General features: G+C 66.2%; 15 protein-coding genes. 7 read left to right on the top strand and 8 right to left on the bottom strand.

The features are described from left to right. Positions 1-59 precede the first annotated feature (59 nt). Both AC25MA_RS20395 and AC25MA_RS20390 read right to left on the bottom strand, forming a co-directional pair. Positions 60-1505, bottom strand: a complete 1446-nt coding sequence (locus AC25MA_RS20395; protein WP_028691862.1) for a sensor histidine kinase — start codon at positions 1503-1505, stop codon at positions 60-62. 147 nt (positions 1506-1652) lie between these two features. Then, a complete protein-coding gene (locus AC25MA_RS20390; protein WP_371877799.1) occupies positions 1653-2216 on the bottom strand; it encodes a lytic transglycosylase domain-containing protein in 564 nt (187 codons plus the stop codon). A 221-nt stretch (positions 2217-2437) separates the two neighbouring features. Here AC25MA_RS20390 and gspG point away from each other — a divergent pair, with 221 nt between their 5' ends. The 3 genes from gspG (at position 2438) to AC25MA_RS20375 (ending at position 5276) form a co-directional block, all read left to right on the top strand. After that, entirely contained in the window at positions 2438-2863 is a 426-nt protein-coding gene (gene gspG, locus AC25MA_RS20385; RefSeq protein ID WP_028691860.1) for a type II secretion system major pseudopilin GspG, read from the top strand. A gap of 11 nt (positions 2864-2874) precedes the next feature. Further along, positions 2875-4053, top strand: a complete 1179-nt coding sequence (locus tag AC25MA_RS20380) for a type II secretion system F family protein (protein WP_028691859.1) — start codon at positions 2875-2877, stop codon at positions 4051-4053. Positions 4054-4118: 65 nt separating this feature from the next. Then, positions 4119-5276, top strand: coding sequence for a GGDEF domain-containing protein (locus tag AC25MA_RS20375; protein ID WP_028691858.1), 1158 nt, complete (start codon positions 4119-4121; stop codon positions 5274-5276). 15 nt (positions 5277-5291) lie between these two features. On the opposite strand, the gene AC25MA_RS20370 is transcribed toward AC25MA_RS20375, so the two are convergent. Next, positions 5292-6206 (bottom strand): site-specific integrase, encoded by a 915-nt coding sequence (locus AC25MA_RS20370; RefSeq protein ID WP_463402289.1) that lies wholly within the window; start codon positions 6204-6206, stop codon positions 5292-5294. Positions 6207-6421: 215 nt separating this feature from the next. Here AC25MA_RS20370 and AC25MA_RS20365 point away from each other — a divergent pair, with 215 nt between their 5' ends. Next, positions 6422-7603, top strand: a complete 1182-nt coding sequence (locus AC25MA_RS20365; RefSeq protein WP_486972341.1) for an NnrS family protein — start codon at positions 6422-6424, stop codon at positions 7601-7603. A 79-nt stretch (positions 7604-7682) separates the two neighbouring features. Beyond that, positions 7683-8330, top strand: a complete 648-nt coding sequence (locus AC25MA_RS20360; RefSeq protein WP_486972340.1) for a DUF1345 domain-containing protein — start codon at positions 7683-7685, stop codon at positions 8328-8330. Here AC25MA_RS20360 and AC25MA_RS20355 read toward each other — a convergent pair. After that, positions 8256-9485: a pyridoxal phosphate-dependent aminotransferase gene (locus AC25MA_RS20355; RefSeq protein WP_486972339.1), complete on the bottom strand. Its 1230-nt coding sequence runs from the start codon at positions 9483-9485 to the stop codon at positions 8256-8258. The two genes, AC25MA_RS20360 and AC25MA_RS20355, sit on opposite strands and share 75 nt — an antisense overlap. 298 nt (positions 9486-9783) lie before the next feature. Between AC25MA_RS20355 and AC25MA_RS20350 the strand changes: the two genes are divergently transcribed. Continuing rightward, positions 9784-10047 (top strand): DUF1652 domain-containing protein, encoded by a 264-nt coding sequence (locus AC25MA_RS20350; RefSeq protein WP_028691502.1) that lies wholly within the window; start codon positions 9784-9786, stop codon positions 10045-10047. Here the strand turns inward: AC25MA_RS20350 and AC25MA_RS20345 are convergent. Continuing rightward, positions 10044-12131: a putative bifunctional diguanylate cyclase/phosphodiesterase gene (locus AC25MA_RS20345; RefSeq protein ID WP_062363091.1), complete on the bottom strand. Its 2088-nt coding sequence runs from the start codon at positions 12129-12131 to the stop codon at positions 10044-10046. The two genes, AC25MA_RS20350 and AC25MA_RS20345, sit on opposite strands and share 4 nt — an antisense overlap. 284 nt (positions 12132-12415) lie before the next feature. Between AC25MA_RS20345 and AC25MA_RS20340 the strand changes: the two genes are divergently transcribed. Further along, complete coding sequence (locus AC25MA_RS20340) at positions 12416-12697, top strand: hypothetical protein (RefSeq protein WP_486972338.1); 282 nt, start codon at positions 12416-12418, stop codon at positions 12695-12697. A gap of 55 nt (positions 12698-12752) precedes the next feature. Here the strand turns inward: AC25MA_RS20340 and AC25MA_RS20335 are convergent, their stop codons facing one another. The 3 genes from AC25MA_RS20335 to macA form a co-directional block, all read right to left on the bottom strand. After that, complete coding sequence (locus AC25MA_RS20335; protein ID WP_486972337.1) at positions 12753-13568, bottom strand: substrate-binding periplasmic protein; 816 nt, start codon at positions 13566-13568, stop codon at positions 12753-12755. Between the two features lie 124 nt (positions 13569-13692). After that, positions 13693-15696 carry a MacB family efflux pump subunit gene (locus AC25MA_RS20330; protein ID WP_088853022.1) on the bottom strand — a complete coding sequence of 668 codons (2004 nt, stop codon included), beginning with the start codon at positions 15694-15696 and terminating at the stop codon, positions 13693-13695. A gap of 2 nt (positions 15697-15698) precedes the next feature. After that, a complete protein-coding gene (gene macA / locus AC25MA_RS20325; RefSeq protein ID WP_088853023.1) occupies positions 15699-16853 on the bottom strand; it encodes a macrolide transporter subunit MacA in 1155 nt (384 codons plus the stop codon). Positions 16854-16887 lie beyond the last annotated feature (34 nt).

Genomic DNA, 16887 nt, shown 5'->3' with positions numbered 1-16887 from the left:
CCCAGAAAAAATAAATACTTATAAAACAATAGGTTAATAGGCATTCCTACAGTTGATAATCACATAACTGCGACACGAAAATTCAATAACACCCGTGTCCCCATCCCCTCGCGACTGCTCAACCGCACCGAACCACCAAAGCACTCCATGATCCGTTTGACCAGCATCAGCCCCACGCCCACGCCACCCTGCTTGGTGGTGAAGAATGGCCGGAAGGCCATGCGCTGCTGCTGCTCATTCATGCCCTTGCCGGTGTCCGAGAGGCGCAGGCTGAGGGTGCGGCGGTCGTGGCGCACCACCTCCACGCGCAGCTCTCCACCCGCCTCCATCGACTCCAGGGCGTTGGCAATCAGGCTGTTGAAGATCTGCCCGAGCAAAGCCGGTTGGCCCAGCACCCGGGCCGTCGGCAGCTCGTCCATGACCAGACGCACCCCCCTCTGCCGCAGCGCCTGGTCATGGGCCAGGAAGCTGTCGCGCACGGCTTGGGCCACATCCACCGGCACGGCCTCGTCACCGAGCGGGCGCAATGACTGCAGCAGCTCACGCACCCACTGCGACATGCGGTCGACCTGGCTAATGATGTCGCTGATGTTCTTCTGCGCCGGGCCATCATCGAACGCCTGGGCCAGTTCGGCGCTGGAGCGGATGCTCGCCAGCGGGTTGCGCAGGCTGTGCGCCACCGCCGACGACACCTCGCCCAGGGCGACGAAGGTTTCATTGCCGATCAGCCGCTTCTGCTGCACCGCCATCAGCCGCGCCGCGCGGCGCATGATGCCGTACAGGCCGACGTAGACCAGCCCGGCGCCCACGGCGATGGCCAGCCAGATCAGCAGCAGGCCGTGCTCGATGCGCACGATCAGGTCGTGGGGCTCCTTGTAGATCTCGACCATGGCCGTGACGTTTTCGTCGTCGGCATCGAACAGGGGAATGTAGTTCTCGATGAACAGCTCCTCGGGCGGGGTGACGAACTTCTGCTCGCTGCGCGCCCGCTCGAAGTCGTGGTAGCTGGCCGACACCCGCATCTTGTACGCGAAGGCCCGGTCGAGGTCGTCGTCGGACTCGATCAGTTTGCCGATCAGCGCCGGGTTGCTCGACCAGATCACCGTGCGATCGGGGGCGTAGATGTTGGCCAGGAGTATGTCCGGCAGATGGGCGATATGGTCGAGGAACTCACCCCGGGCACGGCGCCGGGCCTCGGGGTCGACGTCCGACAGGGCCTTGTCGGTACGCGGGTCGAGCAGTTCGCCCATGGTCCGCACGTTGGGGATCGACACATGACGTACTTCGGCATCGGCGATGGAGGTGATGAACTGCGCGGTAAGCAAGGCGTCGCGCTCGACACTCTCATTGATGATGAAGCGGCTGGAGATCAGGCCCAGGCCAACACCCACCGAGACGATGACAGCCAGGCTCACCCAGGCGTACCAGCGCAGCAGGTTGAACGGCTTGCGCGCCGGGGCGGTCTCGGCGGGCAGCAGTGTGTCGGGACGGGGGGCGAGGTCCATGGCGGGCTCCGCGGCTGGGCACCTTTAGAGGTTATAGCCCAGAGTTGGGGAAACCATGGTGTGTCGGTCGGGCTAATAGTCGCATGAAGGCTGCCAGGTGCTCGCCGCGAGCCTTGCAGCGCCTTTGAGATCGAGCGCCGGCCGCCCTCAAAGCGGCGCATCCTCAGCCAGTCCGCGCAGCAACCGATACTCTCGCAAGACCGCCGGCACATACCGCCGCGTCTCGGCAAACGGCGGCACCACCCGCCCCCGGCTGAGCACCGCGTCGGGCCCGGCATTGTAGGCCGCCACCGCCAGGGTGATGTCGTTGTCGAACAGCTTGAGCATGCGTTTGATATAGCGCGCCCCGCCCTGCACGTTGGACGCCGGGTCCAGCACATCCGCGACACCCATCTCCTTCGCCGTGTCCGGCATCAGTTGCATCAGCCCCGCCGCCCCCTTGGCCGAACGGGCCTTGGGGTTGTAGCCGGACTCGGCCTTGATCAGCGCATGCAAGAGTGCAGGCGACACATCGTTGGCCAGGGCCGCGGCCGCCACCAGGTCGGCATAGGGCCGCCCGGTGACCAGCTGGGCGTTGACCGGCCCGCCAGCCAAGCCGCTCTCCTTGATGACCCGCTCATAGTGCCGTCCTGGCCGATGCACGTTGGACAGCACGAAGCCGCCCTTGCCATCACTGGCGATGTAGATGTCGGCCTGGGCGCCGAGCGCCATCAGCCCCGCCGCCAATCCCAGGATCAGTCCACGCATGTCGATCACCTCCCGCCGCACAAGAACAACAGTGGCCCCCGATGTGGGGAAAATGGCCCGTCGAATCGGGCTTTTCGGCTATGACGCAAGCGCCGTGCCGCCCGCCAGCGCTCATGGCGCAAGGGCCCGGCGCAGACGTGCACGGCTGTTGCATGGCAGGGGTAAACGCACTGGAGGATTTCACCATGCAGCGCAACATCCACAGCCAACGCGGCTTCACCCTGCTCGAACTGTTGGTGGTGCTGGTGGTGCTGGGCCTGCTGGCCGGCATCGTCGCGCCCAAGTACTTCAGCCAGCTGGGCCGTTCTGAGGCCAAAGTGGCGCGGGCGCAGATCGAAGGCCTGGGCAAGGCCCTGGACCTCTATCGCCTGGAAGTCGGCCACTACCCCAGCAGCGAACAGGGCCTGCAGGCCCTGGTGGCCGCCCCCAGCGGCGAGGCGCGCTGGTCGGGGCCATACCTGCAAAAAGCGGTACCCCAGGACCCCTGGGGACGCCCCTACATCTACAAGCAGCCCGGCGAGAACGGCGGCGAGTACGACCTGCTGTCGATGGGCAAGGACGGCCAGCCCGGCGGCGACGGAGAAAATGCCGAGATCACCAGTTGGCAGTGAGGAGCCCGACCATGCGCTACCAGCTCAAGGCCCTGGGCAGCCAGGGCGTGGTGCAAATGCAGGTCGAGGCCGAGGACAGCGACCAGGCCCGGCGCCAGGCCGAGGACCAGGGCCTGCGCGTGCTCAGTGTGCGTAGCCGGGGCCTGGCCCTGCGCCGACGCCCGGCAGCGTTCGACCTGATGCTGTTCAGCCAGGAACTGGCCACCCTCCTCGGCGCCGGCCTGCCGCTGATCGACGCCCTCGAAAGCCTGGCCGAGAAAGCCCCCGGCGGCGCCACGCGCAAGACCCTGGCGCAACTGGTGGGCCAGCTGTACGAGGGGCGTTCGCTGTCCCAGGCCCTGGCCCAGCAGCCACGGGTGTTTCCCGCCCTGTACGTGGCCCTGGTGCAGTCGAGCGAGCGCACCGGCGCCCTGGGCGATGCGCTGAACCGCTACATCGGCTATCGCCAGCGGCTGGACCTGGTGCGCCAGAAGCTGGTCGGCGCCTCGGTCTACCCGCTGCTGCTGTTGTTGGTGGGCGGCGGCGTGGTGCTGTTCCTGCTGGGCTATGTCGTGCCGCGCTTCAGCCTGGTGTTCGAGGGCATGGGCAGCGAGCTGCCCTGGTTGTCACGGGTGCTGATGCAGATCGGCCTGTTCCTGCATGCCCAACAACTGCCGTTGGGGCTGGGCACCCTCGCCGGCCTCGGCGCGCTGGTCGCCCTGCGCCGCCATCCGGCACTGCGCCGTGGTGCCGGTCGCCTGCTGCGCCGGCTACCGGCCCTGCACCAACGCCTGGTGATGTACGAGCTGGCGCGTTTCTACCGCTCGCTGGGGATCCTCCTGCAAGGCGGCATTCCCATCCTCACCGCCCTGGGCATGGCCCGGGGGCTGCTCGGCAGCAGTGCGGCCGAAGGCCTTGAGCAGGCCAGCCGACGGGTCGCCGAAGGCCTGCCATTGTCCGACGCGCTGTTGGCCGGGCAACTGGTCACGCCGGTTTCGCTGCGCCTGCTGCGCGCCGGCGAGCAATCGGGCAACCTGGGCGAGATGCTCGAGCGCTGCGCGGATTTCCACGACCAGGAGATCGGCCGCTGGGTCGAATGGTTCGTCAAACTGTTCGAACCCTTGCTGATGACCTTCATCGGCCTGCTGATCGGGCTGATCGTGATCCTGATGTACATGCCGATCTTCGAACTGGCGTCGAGCATTCACTGAGCGAGGTAGCAAATGGCCATGCGCATGGCTTAGCATCGCCGGTTTGCCTCTAGAGCCCTTCAATCGTGCCGCTTAGCCTGCCGACCCTGATCCTGGTCGCCGTTTTCATCCTGGCCCTGATGGGCATCCTGACCCTGCACGCCTGGCGGCGCTGCGCCAGCGACCCGAGCCTGGGCTACCTGGGCGCGATGCTGCTGATCTCGGGCCTGGGAGTCTGCCTGAACGCCCTGCGCGGGTTTGGCGCGGACTACCTGGCCCTGGTACTGGGTAATATCGTCCTGCTGGTCGGCACCGGCCTGGGCTGGACGGCCATGCGCGTGCTCGGCGGGCGCAAACCGCACTGGCCGCTGCTGCTGGCCGGCGCCGTGTTCTGGGGGCTGTTCAGCCTATGGCCGGGCTTTTACGGCGATCTCGGCCTGCGGGTGAAGGTGTATTCGCTGCTGACCCTGGGCTATACCGGCCTGAGCATCGGCGAGTTGCTGCGGCCACGGGTGCGCCTGCAGGTGTCCTATACCCCGGCGCTGATCCTGACCACCCTGCATGCAGCGCTCTACCTGATGCGCACGCTGCTCGAGGACGGTGTCGCCCTCGACCAGGCGATCAACAACGGCGGCGCCAGCCCGGGCTTCTTTGCCTTCATCCTGTTCGAGTCGATGCTGTTCGCCATCGGTATTTCCTATGTGACCCTGGCAATGGTTCGCGAGCGCGCCGAGATCCTGCTCCGCGCCGCGGCCTACAGCGACCCGCTGACCGGCATCGACAACCGCCGGGCGTTTATGGAGCGTGGCAACCAGTTGCTGCATGACTGCGCAACAAGTCAGGTGCCGGTGGCGTTACTGCTGTGCGACCTGGACCATTTCAAACGGATAAACGACCGATTCGGCCACCCCGCCGGGGATGAGGTGCTGTTGGCGTTCGCCCGGGAAACCGCTCGCCACCTGCGCCGCGACGACCTGTTTGCGCGCATCGGCGGTGAGGAGTTCGCCTGCCTGCTGCGCGGCGCCAGCGAGGCCGAGGCCGAACAGGTGGCGCAGCGGATTTGCGCCGGTTTTTCCGGGCTGGCGTTGCTGGAACCGGGCCTGCTGGGTGTAAGTATCGGCATAGTCAGCCAGCCGGCCGCGCCAGGGGAGCTATCGCGGCTGCTGTCGATGGGCGACCGGGCCTTGTACGCGGCCAAGCATCAGGGGCGTGGCCGGGCGTTGCGCTATGCCGAGGTGTGCTGAGGCCCGCGCTCGCTCTCAGTAGTCGAACCGTTCCACCGCCCGCCGCCGCTCGTTGTCGTCGCGCCGGTCATAGCTCGCCGTGGTCTGGATATTGGCATGGTGCGCGAGCTTCTGCGCGATCGACAGGTCGTGCTCCTCGATCACCCGGGTGATGAACGCCCGGCGAAAATCATGGGGCATGATCTTGGCCCCCACCTGCGCCCCACGCTGGCGGGCAATGTAATAGATCGCGTGCTTGGTGATGCGCGCACGGGTGATATGGCTGCCGCGACGGATGCGGTTGAACAGGAAGCTGTCGTCGCGCTCGCCGGCAGGCAGGTGCTGGCGGCGCAGGTCGAGCCAGGCCTGCAGCTTGTCGAAGGCCCAGGCCGGGGCGTACTTGACCAGCTGGCGGTTGCCCTTGGCCAGCACCTGCACGCTGCGCTCCTGGAAGTCCACCTGGTCCAGGTCGACATCCACCGACTCCGACTTGCGCATGCCGGTGCCGTAGAGCAACGCCAGGATCGCCGCGTCGCGCACGCCCTGGGGGCGCGGGTCGGCGGCGCACACGTCCATCAGTTCACGGATCAGGTTGCGCCGCAGGTTGCGTCCCGGCGGCAGGCGGCTGCCGCCGGCCGGCTTGACCTCGCGGATCATCAGCAGTTGCTCGTGGTCGATCAGCCCCTGGCGCCAGGCCTCGTTCATCACCCCCCGCACCGCATTGACGTACAGCGACGAGGTATTGGGCGCGTAACCATCGGCGCGCAGCGCCGCCACCAGGGCGATCACATGGCCGGGCTCGAGACGGTGCCAAGGCACATCGGCGATATCGTCATCGGCGAAGCCCAGGCGGTCGGCGGCATCCTGCAGGATGTAGCGCATGGTCAACTGGCTGGACGGGGCCAGGCGGGCGAGGTACTGCAGCAGCGGATTGCGCAGGAGGTCGGTCACAGCGGGGATCCTGTAGCAAAGCCGAATGCGCGGCGAGCGCAAGACGGCGCAAAGCGAGTCATTTCAACCCTGATCAAGGTCAAAAAGACTACAAACAAAAAGAGTCATAATGACCTTAAGCAGTGCCATCACCTTGATATTCAAGGCCTTTGAACGCTGGCATGGTTCGTGATGGTACCCCATTCAACCGCTTCGATCGAACCAAGGTCCCCGCCATGCTCGTCCAGCCGATCACCGCTCGCCCACGTCAGGCCCTTTGGGCCCTGGGTTTTCGCCCGTTCTTCCTCGGTGGCAGCCTGTTCGCCCTGCTCGCCCTGCTGCTGTGGGCCGGCGAGCTGGCCGGCGCGCTCCAGCTCAACCCGGCGGGTGGCATGCTGGCCTGGCATCGCCATGAAATGCTGTTCGGCTTCGCGGTGGCCATTGTCGCCGGCTTTCTGCTCACCGCCGTGCAGAACTGGAGCGGTATCCCGGGCCTGAGCGGCCGGCCGCTGCAGGGGCTGTTCCTGCTCTGGCTGCTGGGTCGGATCAGTTGGTTCCTGCCCTTGCCGGCCTGGCTGCTGGTCTTGATCGAGGGTACCTTCCTGCCGCTGGTGGCGCTGGCCCTGGCGCGACCGATCGTGCAGCGGCGGCTGCGCAACAACTATCCCATCGTCGCACTGGTGCTGCTGATTGCCGCCTGCCAGTGGCTGACCTTGGCCGGCGGGCTGCAGGACAACGAGCTGTGGCAACGGCGCGGCGTGCTGGCCGGGCTTTGGCTGGTGGCGGCGATGATGAGCGTGATTGGCGGGCGGGTGATCCCGTTCTTCACCCGTCGCGGCCTGGGCAACATGAGCCCTGCACCGGCCCGCCCCTGGCTGGACCGCGCCTGCCTGCTGGGCAGCGTGGCGCTGCCGCTCACCTACGTGCTCGGCTTCAACGATGCGCCGCAGCCGCCAATGGCCTTGCTGTTCGCCACCCTGGCGGTGCTGCACGGCGTGCGCCTGGTGCTTTGGCATGACCGTGGCCTGTGGCGGGTGCCGCTGCTGTGGTCGCTGCACCTGGCCTACGCCTGGCTGATCCCGGCCTGCCTGGGCCTGGCGCTGTGGCATGCCGGGGTGGCGATCAATCCGAGCCTGGCCGCCCACGCCTTGACGGTCGGCGCCATGACCGGACTGATCGTGGCGATGATGGCCCGGGTCAGCCTGGGGCATACCGGGCGGCCGCTGGCGGTGCCGCGCAGCATTGGCTGGGCGTTCGCGCTGATCCAGCTGTCGGCGCTGGCCCGGGTCGTGGTGACGCCGTTCACGCCGCTGGGGCTGGGGGTATCGGTGCTGTTCGGCAGCGCCGCGTTGCTGCTGTTCCTCCGGCACTACCTGCCGATCCTGCTGCGGCCGCGGGTGGACGGCATGCCGGGCTGAACGAGGTGGAGCAGGCTTGCCCCGCGCCAGGGCCGCATCTGGTCTACAGTTCACCCACGCTCATCCACCAAGGGACCGCATGGCCTTCCACCACCTCACCCGCACCCACCCCCGTCTCAGTATCGCCACCCTGCACGGCCTGCTCGGCGGCTGGCTGATCCCCGCCGGCGACACCGTGCAGCACATCCTTGCCGGCTGGAACCTTGGCGTCTGGCTGTACCTGGCCATGGTCCTGTGGCTGAGCCTTCGGGCCAATGCCGAGCGGGTACGCAAGGTCGCCCGCATCGAGGATGAAAACGCCGGTCTGGTGTTGATCACCGTCTGCGTCTCGGCCATCGCCAGCCTGGCCGCCGTCACCCAGCAGTTGGTATCCAGCCGCGGCCTGGAGGGCGGCGCCCTGGCCCTGCACTATCTGTACACCGGCCTGACCGTGGCCGGTTCATGGCTGCTGATCGGCTGCATCTTCAGCCTGCACTACGCCCGGCTGTTCTATACCGGCGACCGCCATGAACCGCCCCTGCGCTTTGCCGACGGCGAGCGAAACCCGGACTACTGGGACTTCCACTACTTCTCGTTCACCATCAACGTCGCCGTGCAGACCTCGGACATCGGCGTCGCCGGCCGGGCCATGCGCCGGGTGGTGCTGGCGCACTCACTGGTAGGTTTCGTGTTCAACACGGCGATCCTCGGTTTTACCATCAACATCGCCGCCGGGTTGCTCGGCTAGCACCCGCAGCGCGCAGGCGGCGATGCGCCGACACACCTGCTCTAGCACCGCGGCCTCCAGCACCAGCCCCAGGCGCAGATGTCCCGCCGCGCTCGGCCCGAACCCATCCCCCGGCAGCAGGGCCACGCCCTCCTCGTCCAGCAGGCGCTGGGCGAACGCCTGGGCGCCGAGCCCGCTGCCGCGAATATCAAGCATCACGAACATGCCGCCGACCGGCCGATGGACATGAATGCCCGGGCAGCCCCCCAGCGCCGCGCAGACCCGGTCACGCCGCTGTCGGTAGACCTCACGCATCCGCCGTACGTCTACCCCAGCCTGGTCCAGTGCCACGCAAGCCGCATGCATGACGAACTCCGGCAGGCCGAACAGCATGCTCATCACCAATGTGCCGAGGTGCTGGGCGAACAGCGGCGGGCCGATCACCCAGCCGACCCGCCAGCCACTCATCGCATGGGACTTGGACAGGCTGCCGATCGACACGCAGCGCTCGGCCATGCCTGGCAGGCTCAACGGACTGGGCGCCTCACCTTCGTACAGCAGCGACTGGTAGACATCATCGCAGACCAGCCACAGATCATGCTCCCGACATAACTGCGCCAGGCGCTCCAGGTCGGCCTGGTCGATCATCGCGCCCGTCGGATTGTGCGGACTGTTGAGCAGCAGGCCCCGGGTGCGCGGAGTGATCACCCTGGCCACCGCGGCAGGATCCAGGCGAAACCCCTGATCCGGCCGCACCGCGACCTGTACGACCCGTGCACCGCAGGCACCGAACACGCCGTGATAGGTCACGTACATGGGCTCGGCGACGATCACCTCGTCGCCGGGCTCGAACAGGCACTGAAAGGTCGCGAACAGGCCGCACTGGGCTCCGGCGGTCACCACGACCTGCGCGGGATCCAAAGATAACTGGCTGTGGCGCACCACAGCCTCACGCAAGGCGAGACTGCCACGCACATCGCTGTAATGGGTATCGCCGCGCCGCAAGCTGGCCACAGCGGCCTCGACCACCGGGCCCGGGGTATCGAAGTCCGGGTCGCCCACCGATAGCAGAAAGATTTCGCGCCCCAGGCGGCGTTGCTCCAGGGCCTGGTAATGAATGTCCCAGGCGGCGACTGCATGGCCGGCAATACGTTGGGTAAGCGTGGAAAAACGCATGACTGTCTCCCTGTCTGCCCGGCCGACACCGTTGGTCCGAAAAGCGCTGCCGATAAACATAGCAGAGCAACTCTCGCTGCTAGCCGCCCGCCCACAGGGAAAACGTTTGCCCCGGCGGATAGACACCCACCGTTCATCGTGACAGGACTGTGACCGCCGTCATGTATTAGTACATCTGCCTTATTTTCTGGCGATTACTGCCATGGCAGGTGCTATGGTTAGAGTCCCGACTGCCAGGAAGGCCACAGTGTTACCGCTACGAAATCACCGCGTTCAGGACACGAACAAGGAGGCTGGCATGAACAAGATGACGTTCCCCAACGCCTGCCAGGTGATGCGTTGGCATTTCCATCCGCTGGGCTTCGAGGCCAGCATGGATGCCCCGCGCAGCATGGTCGCCCGGCTGTTCGACCGGGTCACTGGCGAGACCCTGCTGGCAATCGCCGGCATCCCCTGCGCCACCATCATGCCCGCCGCCGATGTCGAGCGGATCATCGAGGCTGTGGAAGCCGAGATGGAAATCTTCGACCTGCTGGCCAGCCCCATGCGCAGCGCCGTCTAGATTGCCTGTTCCTGGCGCGCCTTCAACGTCTGCAACCCTTTCATGAACTGCTCGGGCGGCACCGGCTGGCCAAGCAGGTAGCCCTGCAGCGAATCGCAGCCCAGGCGGGTGAGGAAGTCCTGCTGGCGGTCGGTTTCCACCCCTTCGGCGACAATCCGCAAGCCCAGCGCCTGGCCCAGGGCGACGATGGCCGAGACAATCGCCGCATCGTCGCTGTCCTGTTCCAGATCGCGCACGAAGCCGCGGTCGATCTTCAGCTCATTGGCTGGTAGGCGCTTGAGGTACATCAGGCTGGAATACCCGGTGCCAAAATCGTCGATGGACAGGTCCACGCCCATGTCCGACAGACGCTGCAGCACATGCAGGCTGGCGTCGGCATCGCGCATGGCGGTGGTTTCGGTGATTTCCAGGGTCAGGCGGTTGGCCGGCAGGCCGTTCTCGCTCAGGGCCTGGGCCACGCTGTCGACCAGCCCGGCATGGCAGAACTGAATGGCCGACAGGTTGACCGCGATGCGCCAGTCTTGGTTGCCCTCGTCCAGCCACTGGCGCATCTGCCGGCACGCTTCGCCCAGCACCCACTCGCCGATCGGAATGATCAGGCCGGTCTTCTCGGCCAGGCCGATGAAGCGGTCCGGCAGTATCAGGCCATGTTGCGGATGCTCCCAGCGCAGCAGGGCCTCGGCGCCGATGGGCTGGCGCTGCACGGCGTCGAACTTGGGCTGGTAATGCAGGCGGAACTGGTTGTGCTCCAGGGCCGTGCGCAGGTCCTGCAGCAGTTGCAGTTGCTGGCGGGCGTTGCTGTTCATCGAGGCGTCGAAGAAACTGTAGCCGTTCTTGCCGGCGCTCTTGGCGTGGTACATGGCTGCGTCGGCATTGCGCAGCAGCTCATGCTGGTCCAGGCCGTTGCCCGGGTACAGCACGATGCCCAGGCTCGCCGACAGCTGCAGGTCGTGTTCGGCCACGCGGAATGGCCTGGCCATCAGGTTGACCTGCTTGACCGCGACGTTCATGGCGTCGTCCGGCTCATCCAGCTCCACCAGCAGCACGAACTCGTCGCCGCCGATCCGCGCCAGGGTGTCCTGGCTGTGCAGATGGCCGCGCAGGCGTGCCGCCACGGCCTTGAGCAACAGGTCGCCAACATGGTGGCCGAAGGCATCGTTGACCGGCTTGAAGCCGTCCAGGTCGATGAACATCAGGGCGAAGCAGCCGCCCTGTTCCGCCACCCGGCCCATGGCCTGGTCGATACGGTCGGCCAGCAGCGTGCGGTTGGGCAGGCCGGTCAGGGTGTCGTGCAGGGCCAGCTGGGTCAACTCCTGGTTGGCCAGGGTCAGCGAGCGGGCCAGTTCCGCCGTGCGCGCCTCCAGGCGGGCGTCCAGCACCGAGGTCAACAGGGCAACCGCCAGCACCGCCAGGGTGGTGATCAGCACCAGGTAGTCCAGGCCGTCGCCGGCCAGGCCCGTGGTCAGCGCGCCGCAGAAGCTGCCCGCCGGGAAGCTGGCCGCGGCCATGCCGGTGTAGTGCATGCCGACGATGGCGATACCCATCACCACCGCCGCGACGCCGCGGATCTGACGCACATAGGGAGTGTGCTGACGCAGGCGGAAGGCGATCCACAGCGCCGCCGCCGACGCCCCCACCGCGATGGCCAGCGACACGCCGAACAGCGTCGGGTCGTAGTCGATGCCCGGCTGCATGCGCAGCGCGGCCATGCCCATGTAGTGCATGCAGGCGATGCCGGTGCCCATGATCAAGGCGCCGAACACCAACTGCAGCCACGGCAGTCGCGGCTGGCTCACCAGCCATAGCGCAAAGCCTGAGGAGGCCACCGCGATCAGCAGCGACAGGACCGTAAGCGTGGTGTCATAACCCAGCTCGATCGGCAGGCTGAACGCCAGCATGCCGATGAAGTGCATCGACCAGATACCGATGCCCATGGCAAACGCCCCGCCGCCCATCCACAGGTACACCGCGCGCCCCTTGGCCGTGGCGATGCGCCCGGTGAGGTCCAGGGCCGTATAAGAGGCAAGGATGGCCACGCACAGCGAGATCAACACCAGCGAGGATGAGTAACTACCGATCAGCATTAGCACTTCCAGGAACAGGCCGGGGGGAAGGCCCGGAAAAAGCCGATGATTGTACTCAAGCTTTGGCGAAACGCACGGGGTTTTCGCGAAGCTCAATGGATCCAATGAACGGCAGGAGGCGCCGCAGGGACTGGGCTAGAGCGCATTGCCCAGCAATTGAAGGCATATTGCCACTTGTCGTTTCGGGCCTCATCGCGTCACGACGAAACCCAAGCCAAACGAAGCGACTCCAGCTAATCTAAACAGGCCGCCCCCCTGCAAACTTGCTGCCCCAGGAGCTCGCAATGGCCATCCCACCCACCCAGGCAGCGTTGCTCACCCTGCTTGTCTTCGCGCTGTGTCTGACTGCCGGCTGTTCAAGCAAACACTCCACCACCCGCTACGCGGCCCAAGGCGCAAACTGCTACGCCAAGGCTCTGCCCAGCAGCGGCGAAGGCGGCCTGGCCTTCGGCCCCACCCTGGCCATGGCCAGCAAGAAGTCACTGGACAGCTGCGTGCGCTACGCCGGCAGGTCGGGCGGCACCCCGCACACCTGCCAGGTGGTCGTGGCCAGGTGCAAAGGCTAGCCCAGCGCTCGCTCGATCAACGCGGCGACCTTCTTGCGACAGGCAGGCGGATGCGTTATTGGCCCGTCTGCTGACGCTGCCAGCGCTGCAGGTTCTCGGCCACCAGTTGCTCGGGCAATGGCCCGCCGACCAGCGCCTTCATCTTGCGCGCCAGCTGCTCGCGCAGCGCCGGCTTGTTGCAGCCCGACTTGTGCGACAGTGCCAGGTACAACCCCTCGCTGGAGACCGGTGGGTCGAGCACTTCAAGCGCCTGTTCCTTGCCCAGCATGCGGGCCAGGGCCAGGCCTGGGTAGTGTTCGAAGATCACATAGTCGCTGCGTTTGAGCAGCAGTTTCTGGAAGGCCTGGGTGACGCTGGGCACGGCCTCGAGCACGAGCTGCGCCCGCGCATAGTCGTCAAAGGCCTGACCGTGGCTGTTGTTGACCAGTGTTCCGCCACGCCGCCCCTTGAGGTCGGACCAGTCGCTGTAGGCGAAGCCCTCGCCCTTGCGTACCCAGACCACGCTGGAGTTGAACAGGAACGGCGGGCTGACGAAGTCCACCAGTTGCTCCCGCGCCTGGGTGCGAAAATACCCCGCGAGCATGTCGACACGCCCGGTATTCACCTCTTCCTGGGCTCTGGACCACGGCCCGACATACACCACGTCCACCACCAGCCCCAGTTCCTTGGCCACCTGCTTGAGCAGGTCGGCGTTGGCGCCGATCAGCCGCCCGGGGTCATGCGGATCACGCCACAGGTAGGGTGGATAGTCCGGATTGCCGGTGGCGGTCAGGTGCTGGCAGGCGTCAGCGGCAACGGCAACGGCAAGCTTGGGCGCCACCGCCAAGGCGAACGACAACAACACAGACAGGCCCAGACAATGTCCGCTCATTGCGCTCCTCGTACCATGGATTACGCCACTGACAGCATGGCCCTACACAGTGTGCACGAGAAACGCACGAATGCCATATGCGACATGATGAACCATTGTGCCGCGCCGGCAGGCGCAACACCGTCTAATCCCGCGCCAACGCCTCGATCGGGTCCAACCGCGCCGCATTCCTCGCCGGCACGAAGCCGAACACGATTCCGATCAGCGTCGAACACACGAACGCCGTGACGATCGATCCCAGCGAAAACACCATTTCCCACTGCTTGACGAACAACGCGAACAAATAACCGATCCCATAGGACAACCCGATCCCGATCACCCCACCGATCAGGCAGACCATCACCGCCTCCACCAGGAACTGCTGGCGGATATCGGACTGCCGCGCCCCCACCGCCATGCGAATGCCGATCTCCCGGGTCCGCTCGGTGACCGATACCAGCATGATGTTCATCACCCCGATCCCCCCGACCACCAGTGAAATCACTGCGATCAGCGACAGCAGCAAGGTCAGCGAGCGGCTGGTCTTCTGCACGGTCTGCATGATGCTGTCGAGGTTGTTGGTGAAGAAGTCCTTGGTGCCATGGCGCTGCAGCATCAGCTTGTTGACCTCCTCCTCCACCCGCTTGCTCGGCATGCCGTCCTTGATCCGCACACTGATGCTGTCCAGGTGGCGCTGGCCGAGCACCCGCCCGGCGGCGGTCTCGTAGGGCATCCATACGTTGAGCGTGTTGCCGGCGACGAACAGGTTCTTGTTCTCGGCGGTCACGCCGATCACCGTGCACGGCAGCTTGCCGACCAGGATCACCTGCCCCAGTGGGTTGACCCCGTCGCCGAACAGGCGCTTGCGCGTGTTGTGGTCGATCACCACCACCTGCGCCTGGCGCCGGGCGTCGTCGGCGCTGAACACGATCCCCGAGGCCAGCGGAATGTTGCGCACCTGGAAGTACTGCTCGCTGACGCCGTTGAGCTGTACGTCGACGTCGATGTTGCGGTAGCGCACCAGCGAGCTCTGGCCGATCACCGGCGTGGCGCTGTCGACGTAGTAGAGCGCGTTGAGCGCCGTCACATCGGCCGGCATCAAGGTCTCGATGGCCTTGGCCCGGCTGTCGCCGAAACTGGTGCCCGAATAGATGTCGATGGTGTTGCTGCCGATCGCCTGGATGTCCCTGAGCACGTAGCCCTTGGCGCCTTCGCCGATGGCCGAGATCGACACCACCGAGGTGATGCCGATGATGATCCCGAGCATGGTCAGCAAGGTGCGCATGCGGTGCGAGACCAGGGCGATCCAGGCCATCTTGAACGCCTCGCGGAACAAACCCAGGCTGGCCACCAGCCGCGGCCGCGCCTGCTCGACAGTCGGCGCGGCCGCGGCGGTCGGCGCCGGTGCCTCGGGCCGGGTGCGGCGGTCGCTGACGATCTGCCCGTCGCTGACCTCGATGATCCGCTCGGCGTGGGCGGCGACCTTGGGATCGTGGGTCACCAGGATTACCGTGTGCCCGGCAGCGTGCAGTTCCAGCAGGATGTTCATCACCTCCTTGCCGCTGGCGGTGTCGAGGGCGCCGGTGGGTTCGTCGGCGAGGATCACCTCGCCGCCATTCATCAGCGCCCGACAGATGCTCACCCGCTGCTGTTGGCCGCCGGACAGCTGGCTCGGGCGGTGCGCCAGATGGCTCGCCAGGCCCAGCCGGCCGAGCAGTTCGCGGGCGCGGGCATGGCGCCCGGCCTGGGACACGCCGGCATACACCGCCGGGATCTCGACGTTGCGCAGGGCATCCAGGTGCGGCAACAGGTGGTAACGCTGGAAGATGAAACCAAAATGGTCGCGCCGCAGCGCGGCCAGGGCGTCGTCGTCCAGGTCACGGGTTTCCTGGCCGCTGACCTGGTAGCTGCCGGCGCTGGCATGGTCCAGGCAGCCGAGGATGTTCATCAGGGTCGACTTGCCCGAGCCCGAGGCGCCGATGATCGCCACAAGTTCGCCAGCATGGATCTGCAGGTCGATGCCCTTGAGCGCCAGGAACTCACGGTCGCCGGCCATGAAGCTGCGGCTGACCCCTTGCAGGCGCAACAGCGGCTGCTCTTGGCCAGCGGGCCGCGCCAGGTGCGGTGACAGCTCGACGGTCATGTTCATGCTCACGCCCCCGCCTCGCCCGACACCGGCTCGCCGATCACCACCCGGTCGCCTTCGGCCAGGCCGTCCTTGACCTGCACCTTGACGTTGTTGTTGATACCTGCCTGGACCTTGCGCACCTGGGCGAAGCCCTTGCCATCGATCACCCGTACCGGGAAGCTGCCGTCGGCGTCGCGAGGGCCCAGTGCCGCCACCGGCACGGTGAGCACGCCCTGGGCGGTGTCGAGGACGATGCGCACCTGGGCGGTCATCGAGATGCGCAGGCGGTGCTCGGGGTTGGGCACCTCAAACAGTGCGTTGTAGAACACCGCGCTGGCCTGCTTGGCCGCGCCGCTGTTCTTGTCGCTGCTCTCCAGGTAGTTCTGCGGCGCGGGCTCCGTGCCGCGCAGCTTTGCGTAATAGCGCTGGTCATCGCCGAGGATGGTGAAGTACACCTGCTGGCCGGGGCTGATATGGATCACGTCGGCCTCTGACACCTGGGCCTTGATGGTCATGGTGTCGAGATCGGCCAGTTTGAGGATCACCGGCGCCAACTGGTTGGAGATCACCGTCTGGCCTTCCTGGGTGACGATGCCCACCACATGGCCATTGATCGGCGCGACGATGCGGGTGTAGCCGAGGTTGACCCTGGCGGTGTCGATCTGTACCCGGGCGCTCTTGATCTGCGCGTCCAACGAGCGCAGGTTGGCCTGCTGCACCTCGAACTCGGACTCGGCGCTCTCGAAATCCTGGCGCGAGATCGACTCGTCGTCCTGCAGCACCTCGTACCGCTCGTAGACCCGCCTGGCCTGCTTGAGCTTGGCCTGCACCGAGCGGCGCTCGGCCTGCAGCTTCTCCTCGTCGACCTCGGCCTGGCGCAGGGTGTTCTGCGGCACCAGCGGGTCGATCTCGGCCAGCCACTGGCCCTCGCTGACCTTGTCACCGAGCTTGACCTTCAGCGACTTGAGCTGCCCGGAAACCTGGGCGCCAACGTCCACCTGGCGGATGCCCTCCAGGGTGCCGGTGGCCAGCACCGCGTTCTCGATGTCGCCACGTTCGACCGTGGCGGTGATGTACTGCGGCGGCTTGGCCGGGGCCTGCACCGCGTACAGCACGATGCCGGCGACCAGGACCGCGGCGAGCCCAAGGGTGATCTTGCGAAACTTCGTCTTTTCCATAAAACCGTTCTTCCAGAATCCGCTGAGGTCCCGT

This window comes from Pseudomonas sp. P65(2024), assembly GCF_057480955.1.
Note: the sequence above shows the minus strand (reverse complement) of the source record. Positions and strands in the feature narration are given on the sequence as shown.

Excerpts from the sequence above, each read along its gene's own strand:
- AC25MA_RS20355 (WP_486972339.1), bottom strand. The coding sequence starts at position 9,485 with ATGCGTTTTTCCACGCTTACCCAACGTATTGCCGGCCATGCAGTCGCC.
- AC25MA_RS20345 (WP_062363091.1), bottom strand. The coding sequence starts at position 12,131 with ATGCTGATCGGTAGTTACTCATCCTCGCTGGTGTTGATCTCGCTGTGC.
- AC25MA_RS20395 (WP_028691862.1), bottom strand. The coding sequence starts at position 1,505 with ATGGACCTCGCCCCCCGTCCCGACACACTGCTGCCCGCCGAGACCGCC.
- gspG (WP_028691860.1), top strand. The coding sequence starts at position 2,438 with ATGCAGCGCAACATCCACAGCCAACGCGGCTTCACCCTGCTCGAACTG.
- AC25MA_RS20360 (WP_486972340.1), top strand. The coding sequence starts at position 7,683 with ATGGCCTTCCACCACCTCACCCGCACCCACCCCCGTCTCAGTATCGCC.
- AC25MA_RS20335 (WP_486972337.1), bottom strand. The coding sequence starts at position 13,568 with ATGAGCGGACATTGTCTGGGCCTGTCTGTGTTGTTGTCGTTCGCCTTG.
- macA (WP_088853023.1), bottom strand. The coding sequence starts at position 16,853 with ATGGAAAAGACGAAGTTTCGCAAGATCACCCTTGGGCTCGCCGCGGTC.
- AC25MA_RS20340 (WP_486972338.1), top strand. The coding sequence starts at position 12,416 with ATGGCCATCCCACCCACCCAGGCAGCGTTGCTCACCCTGCTTGTCTTC.
- AC25MA_RS20365 (WP_486972341.1), top strand. The coding sequence starts at position 6,422 with ATGCTCGTCCAGCCGATCACCGCTCGCCCACGTCAGGCCCTTTGGGCC.
- AC25MA_RS20380 (WP_028691859.1), top strand. The coding sequence starts at position 2,875 with ATGCGCTACCAGCTCAAGGCCCTGGGCAGCCAGGGCGTGGTGCAAATG.
- AC25MA_RS20350 (WP_028691502.1), top strand. The coding sequence starts at position 9,784 with ATGAACAAGATGACGTTCCCCAACGCCTGCCAGGTGATGCGTTGGCAT.
- AC25MA_RS20390 (WP_371877799.1), bottom strand. The coding sequence starts at position 2,216 with ATGGCGCTCGGCGCCCAGGCCGACATCTACATCGCCAGTGATGGCAAG.
- AC25MA_RS20330 (WP_088853022.1), bottom strand. The coding sequence starts at position 15,696 with ATGAACATGACCGTCGAGCTGTCACCGCACCTGGCGCGGCCCGCTGGC.